This window comes from Streptomyces sp. T39 (assembly GCF_008042045.1).
GTDB lineage: Bacteria > Actinomycetota > Actinomycetes > Streptomycetales > Streptomycetaceae > Streptomyces.
The window spans coordinates 138,461-150,739 of record NZ_RDBP01000044.1; the positions used below are offsets into that span (position 1 = coordinate 138,461).

Consider the following 12,279-nt stretch of genomic DNA (forward strand, 5'->3'; position numbering starts at 1 on the left):
CTCCGGCATGCTGACCGGGTGGACGTGCTCTCCGGCTTCCTGCCCATCTGGGCGATCACCGCGGCCGGCTGGGCGGCCGGGCGCCTCGATGTGCTCGGCGGGCAGGCGCAGTTCGTGCTGGCGCGCTTCGCCTTCGCGTTCGCCATGCCGGCCCTGCTGTTCCTGACGCTCTCGCGGGCGGGGCTCTCCCGGCTGGCCACCCCGGGGGTCGCGGTGTTCGCCCTCAGCCTGCTGCTGATGTTCGCCGCCGGACTGCTGCTGGGCCGCCGGGTGTTCCGCAGACGCCCGGCGGACCGCGCCATCGGCGCGATGGCCGGCTCCTACGTCAACTCGGCCAACCTCGGCATCCCCGTCGCCGTCCAGCTGCTCGGCGACGCCTCCTTCGTCATCGCGGCCGCGCTGTTCCAGACGCTGTTCGTGACACCCGTGATCATCGCCCTGATCGAGCTCGACACGGGCGGCGAACGCCGCCGCCCGCTGCGGCTGCTGCTCCTGCCGCTGCGCAACCCGGTCATCGCCGCCTCCGCGGCCGGCACCGCCGTCGCCGCGCTCGGCCTGCGCCTGCCCCCGGAGGCGACCGCGCCCGTCGAGATGCTCGGCGGCGCGGCCGTCCCCGCCGCCCTCTTCGCCCTCGGCCTGTCGCTCAACGGCCGTACGGACAAGGCCCGGGCGCCGGACAGCGGCGAACCGGCGCAGCCGGCGGCCGGGGCCCGGCGGGCCGAACGGTACGTCCTCGTCCTCATGAAGACGGTCGTCCACCCGCTGCTCGCCTACGTCCTCGCCCGCTGGGTGTTCCGTCTCGACGGCCACGAACTCTTCGCCGTCGTCCTCTGCGCCGGACTGCCGACCGCCCAGAACGCGTTCGTCTACGCCGCCGAGTACCGTCTCGACACCGGCCTGGTCAGGGACGCCGTCCTGCTGTCCACCGTGCTGTCGACGGCCTCGCTCTCGGCGATCGCCTGGCTGCTCGCCTGACCCGCCGGGCGCCGGCACCCCGGGGCCGGGAAGGCGCCGGCACGTCCTGAAAGCCCCTCACCCGCCCCGCACCGGGGGCCCGTCGTCCGCTCCCGGCGACGCCGGGGCGGCGGGGTCCGGTGCCACGGGCGTGCGCCCGTGGCACCGGAAGCGTGCGGGGTCACACCCCGGGAACGTCGCCCGACATCGCGGCGGCCAGCCGCAGATGCGGCGCGGCCTCCTCGGCCCGGCCCTGACGCTCCAGCGTGCGGCCCAGCATCAGACGCGCGTAGTGCTCGACCGGGTCACGCTCCAGCACGGCCCGCAGCTCGGTCTCGGCCTTGCCGAGGCGGGCGGAGTGGTAGTAGGCGCGCGCCAGCAGCAGCCGCGGCGCCACCTGCTCCGGCGCCTCCTCGACCAGACCGCTCAGGATCCTGGCCGCCGTCATGTACTCCTTGGAATCGAAGAACATCTGCGCCCGGTCCCACCGCTCGGCGGGCGTCCCGAACTCGAAGTAGCTCTCGCTCACCTGCGTACCTTCCTGGTGACGGGGTCGGACGACCTCGTGAACGCCATGCCGGAGCCGCACATTCCCGCACCGCGAAACGGCACCCCGGGGGCCCCGGGCGGGCGCCCCGGCAATTAGGTTGTGCGCCATGAGCAATCTCGATCGTCAGCCCGCCCCGTCCGTCTGCGGCGGTCGCGGGTTCGTCGTCGCCGAGCCCGTCCGCGAACTCCTCAGCCCCCGCCGTGTCCAGCTCGGGGAGTCCACCGAGGTCCGCCGGCTGCTGCCCAACCTCGGCAGGCGCATGGTCGGCGCCTGGGCCTTCGTCGACCACTACGGTCCCGACGACATCGCCGACGAGCCCGGCATGCAGGTCCCGCCCCACCCGCACATGGGCCTCCAGACGGTCAGCTGGCTCCACGACGGCGAGGTGCTGCACCGGGACAGCACCGGATCGCTCGCCACGATCCGGCCTCGCGAACTGGGACTCATGACCTCCGGCCGGGCGATCAGCCACTCCGAGGAGAGCCCGAAGCAGCACGCCCGCCTCCTGCACGGCGCCCAGCTGTGGGTCGCCCTGCCCGGTGCGCACCGCCACGTCGAACCGCACTTCGAGCACCACACCGACCTGCCCCGGGTCACCGCCCCCGGCCTCACGGCCACGGTCGTCCTGGGCACCCTCGACGGCGCCCGGTCCCCCGGCACGGCCTACACCCCGATCGTCGGCGCCGACCTCGCCCTGACGGCGGGCACGCGGACCCGCCTGCCCCTGGACCCCGACTTCGAGTACGCGGTCCTCGCCATGTCCGGCGAGGCCGACGTCGACGGCGTCCCGGTCCTCCCCGGCTCCATGCTCTACCTGGGCTGCGGCCGCACCGAACTCCCCCTGCGGGCAACCTCCGACGCGGGCCTGATGCTCCTCGGCGGGGAGCCGTTCGAGGAGGAGATCGTGATGTGGTGGAACTTCATCGGCCGCAGCCACGAAGAGGTCGAACAGGCCCGCAAGGACTGGACGGACAGCTCCCGCTTCGGCGAGGTCCGCGGTTACGACGGCGACCGGCTGTCCGCCCCCGACCTCCCGCCGGTGGCACTGAAGCCGCGCGGAAGAGTGCGCTGACCGGGGTCGACGGCGAGCCCGAAGCGGCGCCCGGCGGACGCCCGGTGGCGGTCGGCCGCCGGGCACGCCGGACATCGCCGGTACCGGGCCGCATGCCGGGTACGCAGAACCGTTCCCGGTGGACGAGCACGCCGGCCCCGCCCTCGCGCACACCGCGCACCCGTCGCGCGAGCACTGACGCAAAGGCCCGCCGACGGCCTGCGCCGATCCTCTACGGTTCCGCCATGACGACTGCGCAGCCCCGCCCCGACCTTCGTCCGCCCGGCCTGAACGCCGATGAGAAGACCACCCTGCTGACCTTCCTGGACTACCTGCGCGAGTCCGTCCTCGCGAAGGCGGCCGGTGTGCCGGAGCCGGCGGTCCGCACCGCCGGCGTCCCCTCCGGGACCAGCCTGCTGCGACTGCTCAAGCACCTCACGGCCGTCGAACTCAACTGGTTCGTCTGGGCCTACGCGGGCGCCGACCGCGAGCCCTGGGACGACGAGGGCGCGGTGTCCGCCGACGACACCGCGTCGGACCTGGCGGACGCCTATCGCGAGGCGATCGCCCGGGCCGACGAGGTCGTCCGGGCCTGCACCGACCTGGACCGCCCCGGTGTCCGTTCGCTGCGCGAGACCCCGCCGCCGTCGATGCGCTGGGTGCTGGTGCACATGATCGAGGAGACCGCCCGGCACGCCGGCCACGCGGACATCCTGCGGGAACAGATCGACGGCTCCGTCGGACGATGACGCGGGTGCGGTGAATCCGGTGCCACCGCGGACCGTGCCGTCGTGCGGCCCGGCCGGCGGCGGCACGGCCGCGATCCGCCCGCCGCCGCCCGGAGGGCCGGGCCTTGGAGGCACTGCCCCCGGGGGCCGGCTCACCGCGCCGGCGCACGGCGTGTGCGCAGGGTGGTGTCGCTCCGGACCACCGCTGCCCCCGTGAAGCGACGGCAGGAGGCGACCCCGGGCGCCGGAGGCAGTGGTCGGGGCGCAGCCCGCCGTGCGGACGCTGCTCGGCCGGGGCGTGTCGTAGGCTCGCGATCATGTGGCCTCGGATCGGCGGACTGCGCACCCTGGACCTCGGCGTCCCCGGAGAGCTGCGCGACCGCCTGAACGCGCTCGTCCTGTCGGGAGCCAAGCGGGCGACCGCGGGGCTGCTGGAAGCCGACTACCGGGCGGAGGGCGAGGAGCCCGAGTCCGTGGGCGAACGCCTGGTGCTGGTCGGCAGCGAAGGCGAGCGCGTCGCCGAGGTGGAGGTCGAATCCGTCGAGGTCGTCGCCTTCGGTGACGTGTCCTGGGACTTCGCGCAGGCGGAGGGCGAGGGTTCCCGGAGCCTCGGGCACTGGCGCGAGGTGCACATCGCGTACTGGAGGAGCGCGGGCCACGCGGTCACCGACGGGACGGACATCGTCTGCGTCCGTTTCCGGCTGGTGCCACCCGCGGGCTGAGCGGTCGGGCCGCCGTCGCCTTCGGGGCCGATCCGGTGCGCGCCGCATCCCGCCGTCCCCGGGCGGGCAGCTCCTGCGCAAGCACGCCACGCACCGGCTTGACCCTCACGCCGCGTGAGGCCGGAGGGTGGAGCCCATGAGCGACTACTACAACGCGTTCGAGATGAGTCCCGTACCCCCTCCCGGCCCGGACGCGGTTCCGCCGGAGCCGTTCCGCGGCATCTACGGAATGCCGGCCTTCGCCACGATCCCCACGAACGATCTCGCGGCGTCGGTGGACTTCTGGACCCGCGGGCTCGGGTTCTTCGAACTCTTCGGCATCCCCGGCACACTGGTGCATCTGCGCCGGTGGGCGTTCCAGGACGTGCTCCTCCTCGCGGCGCCCGGCGTTCCGGACCGGGCACCGGCGATGAGTATCAGCTTCTCGTGCGTGCTCGGCCAGATCGACTCCGTGGCCGAGGCCTGCCGGGCCGTACGCCCCGGATCGGCCGACGGCCCACGGGACACCCCCTGGAACACCCGTGATGTCGCGGTGATCACCCCCGAGAACGCACGGATCGTCCTCACCGCGGCCAAGCCCTTCGATCCGGCGAGTCAGGAGGCACGGAATCTCGAGGCCATCGGTATCCGCCCACCGGCCGCCGGCCACGGCGACAATGAGGAGCATGCCTGATGCCACCGGCGACGACGGCCTGACGGTCGGCCAGGTCGCGAAGAGCCTGGGGGTGACGGTCCGCGCGCTGCACCACTGGGACGAGATCGACCTGGCACGGCCGTCGCTGCGCACGCACGCCGGATACCGGCTCTACACCGCCGCCGATCTGGAACGCCTGCACCGCATCGTCGTCTACCGGGAGCTCGGTCTCGGACTGGACGGGATCCGCGCCGTCCTGGACGACTCGGCGGCCGACGTGCTCGGCGCGCTGCGCGCGCAGCGCAGCCGGATCACCGAGCGGATGGACCGCCTCCGGCAGCTCGGCGCCCAGGTGGACCGGATGATCGACGCCCACGAACGCGGTCTGCTGCTGACGGTCGAGCAGCAGGCCGCGGTCTTCGGCCCCGCGTGGGACCCGGACTGGCCTGCCCGGGCCCGCCGGCGCTACGGGGACACACCCCAGTGGCAGCAGTACGCCGAACGCTCGGCCGCGCGTGGACCGGCGGAATGGCAGGCCGTCACCGACGCCGTCGCCGGCCTCGACCGGGATCTCGGGGACGCGATGGACGCCGGTGTCGCCCCCGGAAGCCCGGAGGCGGATCGGCTCGTCGAACGGCACCGGGAAGTCTTCGCCGCGTACTTTCCGCTCACGAGACAGATGCAGGTCTGCCTCGCCCGCAGGTACGAGGCCGACCCGGGGTTCGCCGCCCACTACGACGGCGTCCGGCCCGGCCTCGCCACCTGGTTCCGTCACCTCGTCGACGCCGCGGCGCGCGCCCACGGCATCGACCCCGACACCGCGACATGGCAGTAGCGCCGCGCGGCCACTTCGGCGGCCGGGCCGGAGCCGTGCGAGGCGGTGCGGAGTGCGGAGAAGACCTGGAGCCCTCCGGGTACGAGGCCGTCCGCCAGGACGGGCGGCGCCGGGGCTCCGCCCGGTGATCACCGGGCGGAGCCCGCCGGCCCCGCTCCCGCTACAGTGCGGTCTCGACATGAGACCTCAGGCGCCGGAGGGCCCGTTGAAGCCGACCAGCACCCACCCGGAGACGGACACCGGCACCGCCGGCATCGACGCGGCCCTGCACCGGGCTCTGGAGCGGATGCTCACGGACCGGTACACCTGCCGCCAGTTCCGGCCGGACCCCGTCCCCCGGGAGGTCGTCGGGGAACTCCTGCGCCTGGCCCAGCGGACCCCGTCCTGGTGCAACACCCAGCCCTGGCACGTGCACCTGACCGAGGGCGCCGCCACCGACCGCCTGCGCACCCGGCTCATGGCACACGTCCGGAGCAGTCCGGCCTCCCCCGACTTCCCCTTCCCCGCGCAGTACACCGGCGCCTACCGGGAACGCCGCCGGGAGTGCGGCCGCCGGCTCTACGACAGCCTCGGGATCGGCAAGGAGGACCGGGAGGCGAGGCTGCGCCAACTGCTGCGCAACTTCGAGCTGTTCGACGCACCGCACGTCGCCGTCGTCACCACCGAGGCGGACCTCGGTGTCTACGGGGCCGTCGACTGCGGTCTCTACATCGGCACCTTCCTGCTGGCCGCGCAGAGTCTCGGCCTGGCCGCGGCCCCGCAGGCCGCTCTCGCCTCGTACTCGGACGTCCTCCGCGACCACTTCGGCGTCCCGCCCGGCCGCCGTGTGGTGGCGGGCATCGCCTTCGGTTACGCCGACCACGATCACCCGGTCAACTCCTTCCGCACCTCCCGCGAGGACCCCCGGAACGCCACCACCTGGCACAGCGACTGAAGCCGAGGGGCAGGAGCCCCGCGGTCAGCGGGGCGGGGACCGTGAACGGTCCGCTCGCCTCGGCTGCGGGCCGCTGCCGTCGCCCGTCCCTTCGGCGGCCCCCGGCAGGGAGGGGAAGGGGCCCCGGGCCGTTTCGCGGGGCGTCGAACGGTTACCCGTCGTCCATGACACGTCGACCGGACCACGAGGGTGGTGCCTCCATGGGTGGATCAGTGCAGCGGGCGATGAAGAGCCTTCTCCCCTCGGCTGCGGGCCCAGGCAGGATTCTCAGGGGCATGGACCGCCTGGAGCGGGCGGAAGCCCTGGACGGCGTGGCGGACCGTGTCCGTGACACCGTCCACGCGATCCCCCTGGGCGGCGGGAGGGATGTGCTGCACGGCCGCTGGCTGGGCCATCCCGTTCATCCGCTGATGGTGCAGGTGCCGGTCGGCACCTGGTTCTCGGCCGCCGTTCTCGACCTCCTGCCGGGGCAGCGGCGGGCCGCGAGCGCGTTGATCGGCGTGGGGCTCGCGGCCGCCGCCCCGGCGGCCGCGGCGGGCTGGGTCGACTGGGCCGAGCTCCAGCGCCGCCAGATGAGGGTGGGGCTCGTGCACGCGGCCGCCAATATCACCGGGGTGTGGCTGTACACGGGCTCCCTCGTCGCACGGTCGCGCGGACGCACCACCCTGGGCAAAGCCCTCGGGTTCGCCGGCCTGGCCGCCGTGAGCCTCGGCGGGGCGATCGGCGGCCACATGGCCTACCGGCAGGCTTCCGGCGCCAACCACGCCGAGGCGGTGCCGGAACTGGTGGAGCCCGGCTGGCACGACCTCGGGACGTTCTCCGCCCTGCCCGTCGGGCAGCCGGTCCGGCGGCAGGTGGACGACGTCCCCGTCGTCGTGGTGCGCGAGAGCGGAAACCGGGTGCACGTGCTCGCGGACGCGTGCAGCCACATGGGCGGCCCGCTCTCCGGCGGCACGGTCGAGGACGGCTGCGTGCGGTGCCCCTGGCACGGCAGCGTCTTCCGTCTGGAGGACGGCTGGAACGTGCGCGGTCCCGCGACGGCGCCGCAGCCGGCCTTCGAGGCCCGGGTCACCGGCGACCGGGTCGAGGCACGACTGCGCGGCCCGGCCGGCGAGGAGGCCGCCGCGTCACGCGACGCGGCGTGACGGCGTCCTGACGGCTGAGGCGGGGTCCGCGGAGGGTCACGGGACACCGGGGGCACGGGTGCTCTTCGGAGCATGACCGGGCCCGGGCCGCGGCGCGGACGGCGCAGGCCGGCCGGGGAGGGCCACGGGGCGCCCGGGCGTACCGACGCACTCCGGAGTGTGCCGGCCCCGGTCCGGCGCAGCGCCCCCGACGGAAGGCGGCAGGGAATGGACGACCGCACGGCAGGGACACCGGCCTCCGCGCTGCGGCTGCTCCTCGTCTCGGACACCCATGTGCCGCTGCGGGCGAAACGGCTGCCGGAGGAGCTACTCCAGGAGGTCGGGCGTGCCGACGTCGTGATCCACGCCGGGGACTGGGTCGACGTGGCCACCCTCGACCTGCTGGAGGACCGCGCACGGCGCCTGATCGGCGTGTACGGCAACAACGACGGCCCCGGACTGCGCGCACGGCTGCCCGAGGTGGCCCGTGCCGAGCTGGGCGGCCTGCGGTTCGGTGTCGTCCACGAGACGGGCCCGGCACGGGGCCGTCAGGCGCGCTGCGCCGCGCTCCACCCCGACCTGGACGTCCTGGTCTTCGGCCACAGCCACATCCCCTGGGACACCCGCGCGGGCGGCCTGCGGCTGCTGAACCCCGGCTCGCCGACGGACCGCAGGAGGCAGCCGTACTGCACGTACCTGACGTGCGAGGTGGCGGACGGGGCGATCGGGGAGGTCGTCCTGCACCGGCTGCCGAGGCGCTGACCCGCCCGGCCCGGCGTCACGCCGTCAGCTGTGCGTGGTGCGCTCGGCGCACCGTGTCACGACCTGCGCGAGGTCCTTCGTCTCGTCGAACAGCCGTCGCTGGGCGCGGGCGCCGTTGCCCTCCCGCAGGAGGCGGGGGAGGGTCTCGCGCACGAGGTCGTCGTCGCCGTGCTCGATCAGCGCCTCGCGGACGTGCCGGTAGAGGGCGTGGACGGCGTCGTCGGCCGAGGTCTCGGTCATCGTGCAGGGGTGGAGCAGCGGGCCGTCCAGGCCCGACCGGCCCGCGCGCCACGATGCGAGGCGGAGCAGGCCGGTGCCGATCCTGGGGGGCGGGGTCCCGTCCTGCCAGGCCCGTGCGGAGGTTTCCACGAGAGCGCGGGCGAGGGCGGCGATCAGCACCGGGGTGGTGGCGTCCAGGCACACGTCCGCGACGCGGATCTCCACGGTGGGGTAGGCGGCGGAGAGACGGGCGTCGAAGTAGATCATGCCCTCGTCGCGCAGGACACCGGTCTTCACCATGGCGGCGACCTGCTCGTGGTAGCGGTCGGCGGAGCCGAACACGTCGACGGGCCCCGCCGACGGCCAGCGGTTCCACACGCGGCTGCGGTAGCTGCCGTACTCCGTGTCCTGTCCCTGCCAGAAGGGTGAGTTGGCGCTCATCGCGGTCAGCACCGGAAGCCACGGCCGGACGCGGTCCAGGACGGCGACCCCCTCCTCGTCCGAGTCGACGGACACATGGACATGGCAGCCGCAGGTCAGCTGTTCCTGGGCGGTGATGCCGAACTGCTCGCCCATCCACCGGTAGCGGGAGCCGGCGTTCAGCGAGGGCTCCGCCGGGAGCGGCGACGTGGCCAGTGCGGCCACCACCGCGTCCACCGCGCCCGCGTGGCGGGCCGCCTCCGCCCGCCTGCGGCGGATCTCCTCCAGGAGCCGGCCCATCTCCGTCGCGGGCTCCGTCGCGAACTCCAGCTGCTCCTTCTGCAGCTCCGCCTCGAACCCGTGATCCGACGCCGTCCCTCCCGCGCGCCCCGCATGGCGATCGGCAGCGGCAAGGATCGAGGCGGAGACGGCCACCGGCGCCCCGCTGCACGCATCCACGAGGAGCAGTTCCTCTTCCACGCCCACACTGCGCATGCCCTCGCCTCTCCTTCGTCTCCAGGTGTCTCCCCGGTGCCCCGAAGGCGCCCCCGCACACATGGGACCGGCCCGGCACGTCACCGACCGCCGTCGCCGGCGCGTACCCGGCCACGGCCCCGCACGAGCGGCTCCCCCCGCCCGGCGCACGGCTCCCGCCCCGCAGGAGGCGGAGCCCGGTCCCGGCAGGAACGGGACCGGCCGGGCGCGGTCGCCACGTCGCAGGCGCCGGCCGGGGGCACGTTGCGGCGCCGTCCCCGACGCTCCCGGGGGCATGTGCGGTCGCCGCCTCCGTCAGTCGAAAGGGGGCTGGGCGACGCGCTGGAGGTAGGCGTCGCGGGAGGGGGCCAGGTGGGCCCGGCAGGTTTCGGCCAGCAGCCCGGTGTCCGCGTCCCGCAGGGCCTCGATCATCGTCCAGTGCTCCTGCTGGGAGCGGCGCTGGAACTGCGGCGAGGTCGCGGTGACGGACCGGATGGCGTGGGTCATCTGGGCGTGCCGGGCGATGTCGTTCACCAGTGCGTCGTTGTCCGACAGGGCGAAGAGGGCTCGGTGGAAAGCGGTGTTGGCGCGCACGACACCGCGCAGGTCCCCCGCCTCGATCGCCTCGTCGTGCTGCCGCTGGACGGCGGTGAGTTCCTCCAGCGCCTGCGGGGGAGCGGGCAGCACGATGGTCCGGGCGCAGTGCACTTCCAGGAGCTCACGGACCGCGTAGATGTCGCGGACCTCCTTCGCCGTGTAGGCGCGCACGAACGCTCCGACGTGGGGCTTGCGCACCGCGAGACCGCGTGTCTCCAGTTCCTTCAGGGCGCTGCGGACGACATGCCTCTTCGCCGTGTAACGCTCCATCAGTTCGTCCTCCACCAGCCGCTCGCGCGGGTAGCGCAGGCCCAGGACGATCTCTTCTTCCAGGAGTTCGGTCACCTCGCCGCTGGAGGCCGTCCTGGGATCCGATGCGTGCTCGGCTGTCACGGAACCTGGCTCTCCTCTGCGTCGCGGTGCCCGTGAGGCCCATCTTCGCACGCCCCTTGCCCTGGTCCGGGGGCTGTGATTCCATGCCCGGACTCACTTTCGATGACATTATCAATAATCTGGAGGAGCGGATGTCGGACGCGGACACCCCGGCGACGGGCCTGCGCGGCAATCTGGTCAGCTACGGCGACGACGAGTTCGCGCTGTTCCTGCGCAAGGCGTTCATCAAGGGCGCCGGATACACCGATGACGTGCTGGACCGGCCCGTGGTCGGGATCGTGAACACCGGCAGCGGGTTCAACCCGTGCCACGGCACCATGCCCCAGCTGATCGAAGCCGTGAAACGCGGCGTCATGCTCGACGGCGGGTTCCCCGTGGAGTTCCCGACCATCTCGCTGCACGAGTCCTTCTCCCACCCGACCAGCATGTTCCTGCGGAACCTGATGTCGATGGACACCGAGGAGATGATCCGCGCCCTGCCGGTGGACGCCGTGGTGCTCATCGGCGGCTGCGACAAGACGGTGCCCGCCCAGCTGATGGGCGCGGCCTCGGCGGGCAAGCCGGCCATCCAGCTGGTGACCGGGTCGATGCTGACGGGTTCCTACCGTGGCCGGACCGTCGGCGCATGCACCGACTGCCGGGCGTTCTGGGGGCGGTTCAGGGCGGGCGAGCTCGACGAGAGCGAGATCGGCGAGGTCAACGGCCGCCTGGTCGGCAGCGTCGGCACCTGCTCGGTCGCCGGCACGGCCAGCACCATGGCCTGCGTGGTCGAGGCCGCGGGGATCGCGCTGCCCGGCAGCGCCACACCGCCGGCGGTGACCGCCGACCGCATGCGGATCGCCGAACGGACGGGCCGCAGGGCCGTGGCCCTGACCCGGGAGAGCCTGACGGTCGACCGGATCCTCACCCCCGAAGCCTTCGAGAACGCGCTGCGGGTCGTGCTCGCCCTCGGCGGCTCCACCAACGCCCTCGTGCACCTGGCCGCCGTGGCCGGGCGGCTCGGCTACCGCATGGACCTGGACGCCTTCGACCGGATGAGCCGGGAGACCCCGGTGCTGGTCGACCTCAAACCGGCCGGCGACCACTACATGGAGGACCTCCACCGGGCGGGCGGAGTGCCCCGCCTCCTGCACGAGCTGCGCGACCTGCTCAACCTGGACGCGCTGACGATCACCGGCCGCACGCTGGGCGAGGAACTCGACGACGCCCCGGCCCCGTTCGAGCAGGACGTGATCCGCCCGCGCGGCACGCCGATCCACGCCGGCAGCGGCCTGGCCGTCCTGCGCGGCAACCTCGCCCCGGGCGGCGCGCTGATCAAGCAGGCGGCGGCCAGCCCCGAACTCGTCGAGCACCGGGGCCGGGCCGTGGTCTTCGACGACGCCGCCGACCTCGCCCGCCGCATCGACGACGAGGAACTCGACGTCGCGGCCGACGACATCCTGGTGCTGAAGAACATCGGCCCGCTCGGCGCGCCCGGCATGCCCGAGGCCGGATACATCCCGATCCCCAGGAAGCTCGCCCGCCAGGGCGTCAAGGACATGGTCCGCATCTCCGACGGGCGCATGTCCGGCACCGCCGCCGGCACCATCGTCCTGCACGTGTCGCCCGAGGCCGCACTCGGTGGCACCCTCGCCCACGTGCGCACCGGCGACATGATCCGCCTGAGCGTCTCCGGCCGGACGCTGCACCTCGAAGTCCCCGACGACGAACTCGCCGAGCGCGCACGGCTGTCCCCGGTGGCCGCACCGCCCAAGCCGGGCCGCGGATACGCCCGCCTCTTCACCGAAGAGGTCACCCAGGCCGAGGAGGGCGTCGACTTCCGCTTCCTCCAGGCCGAGACGTTCCGCGGGTCCGTTCCGCGTACCCGCTGACCCTGCCCGCT

Annotated in this window: 13 protein-coding genes; 10 read left to right on the plus strand and 3 right to left on the minus strand. The window is 73.8% G+C overall.

Translation table 11 applies throughout. The features are described 5' to 3' along the window. Nucleotides 1–18 precede the first annotated feature (18 nt). On the plus strand, nucleotides 19–975 hold the full coding sequence (locus EAO77_RS29630) for an AEC family transporter (protein ID WP_147991406.1): 957 nt from the start codon (nucleotides 19–21) through the stop codon (nucleotides 973–975). Between the two features lie 160 nt (nucleotides 976–1,135). Here the strand turns inward: EAO77_RS29630 and EAO77_RS29635 are convergent, their stop codons facing one another. Beyond that, nucleotides 1,136–1,483 carry a tetratricopeptide repeat protein gene (locus tag EAO77_RS29635; RefSeq protein ID WP_147991407.1) on the minus strand — a complete coding sequence of 116 codons (348 nt, stop codon included), beginning with the start codon at nucleotides 1,481–1,483 and terminating at the stop codon, nucleotides 1,136–1,138. Between the two features lie 127 nt (nucleotides 1,484–1,610). On the opposite strand from EAO77_RS29635, the gene EAO77_RS29640 reads away from it, so the two are divergent. The 8 genes from EAO77_RS29640 (at nucleotide 1,611) to EAO77_RS29675 (ending at nucleotide 8,294) form a co-directional block, all read left to right on the plus strand. Further along, nucleotides 1,611–2,576 (plus strand): pirin family protein, encoded by a 966-nt coding sequence (locus EAO77_RS29640; protein ID WP_147991408.1) that lies wholly within the window; start codon nucleotides 1,611–1,613, stop codon nucleotides 2,574–2,576. Nucleotides 2,577–2,800: 224 nt separating this feature from the next. Beyond that, nucleotides 2,801–3,304 (plus strand): DinB family protein, encoded by a 504-nt coding sequence (locus EAO77_RS29645; protein WP_147991409.1) that lies wholly within the window; start codon nucleotides 2,801–2,803, stop codon nucleotides 3,302–3,304. A 296-nt stretch (nucleotides 3,305–3,600) separates the two neighbouring features. Then, entirely contained in the window at nucleotides 3,601–4,005 is a 405-nt protein-coding gene (locus tag EAO77_RS29650; RefSeq protein WP_147991410.1) for an ASCH domain-containing protein, read from the plus strand. 136 nt (nucleotides 4,006–4,141) lie between these two features. Further along, nucleotides 4,142–4,678: a VOC family protein gene (locus EAO77_RS29655; RefSeq protein ID WP_147991411.1), complete on the plus strand. Its 537-nt coding sequence runs from the start codon at nucleotides 4,142–4,144 to the stop codon at nucleotides 4,676–4,678. Further along, the gene (locus tag EAO77_RS29660) at nucleotides 4,671–5,474 is read left to right on the plus strand and encodes a MerR family transcriptional regulator (protein ID WP_147991412.1); all 804 of its coding nucleotides are present in this window, start codon (nucleotides 4,671–4,673) and stop codon (nucleotides 5,472–5,474) included. The genes EAO77_RS29655 and EAO77_RS29660 overlap by 8 nt, the downstream gene beginning before the upstream one ends. A 178-nt stretch (nucleotides 5,475–5,652) precedes the next feature. After that, entirely contained in the window at nucleotides 5,653–6,408 is a 756-nt protein-coding gene (locus EAO77_RS29665) for a nitroreductase (RefSeq protein WP_147991413.1), read from the plus strand. A 224-nt stretch (nucleotides 6,409–6,632) separates the two neighbouring features. After that, on the plus strand, nucleotides 6,633–7,553 hold the full coding sequence (locus tag EAO77_RS29670) for a Rieske 2Fe-2S domain-containing protein (protein WP_410088733.1): 921 nt from the start codon (nucleotides 6,633–6,635) through the stop codon (nucleotides 7,551–7,553). 243 nt (nucleotides 7,554–7,796) lie between these two features. Next, nucleotides 7,797–8,294: a metallophosphoesterase family protein gene (locus EAO77_RS29675; RefSeq protein ID WP_147991442.1), complete on the plus strand. Its 498-nt coding sequence runs from the start codon at nucleotides 7,797–7,799 to the stop codon at nucleotides 8,292–8,294. A 24-nt stretch (nucleotides 8,295–8,318) separates the two neighbouring features. Here the strand turns inward: EAO77_RS29675 and EAO77_RS29680 are convergent, their stop codons facing one another. Next, complete coding sequence (locus EAO77_RS29680) at nucleotides 8,319–9,428, minus strand: glutamate--cysteine ligase (RefSeq protein WP_147991415.1); 1,110 nt, start codon at nucleotides 9,426–9,428, stop codon at nucleotides 8,319–8,321. 294 nt (nucleotides 9,429–9,722) lie between these two features. Beyond that, entirely contained in the window at nucleotides 9,723–10,397 is a 675-nt protein-coding gene (locus EAO77_RS29685) for a GntR family transcriptional regulator (protein ID WP_147991416.1), read from the minus strand. Nucleotides 10,398–10,480: 83 nt separating this feature from the next. Between EAO77_RS29685 and EAO77_RS29690 the strand changes: the two genes are divergently transcribed. Continuing rightward, complete coding sequence (locus tag EAO77_RS29690; RefSeq protein WP_222723706.1) at nucleotides 10,481–12,268, plus strand: IlvD/Edd family dehydratase; 1,788 nt, start codon at nucleotides 10,481–10,483, stop codon at nucleotides 12,266–12,268. The last annotated feature ends 11 nt before the right edge of the window (nucleotides 12,269–12,279 follow it).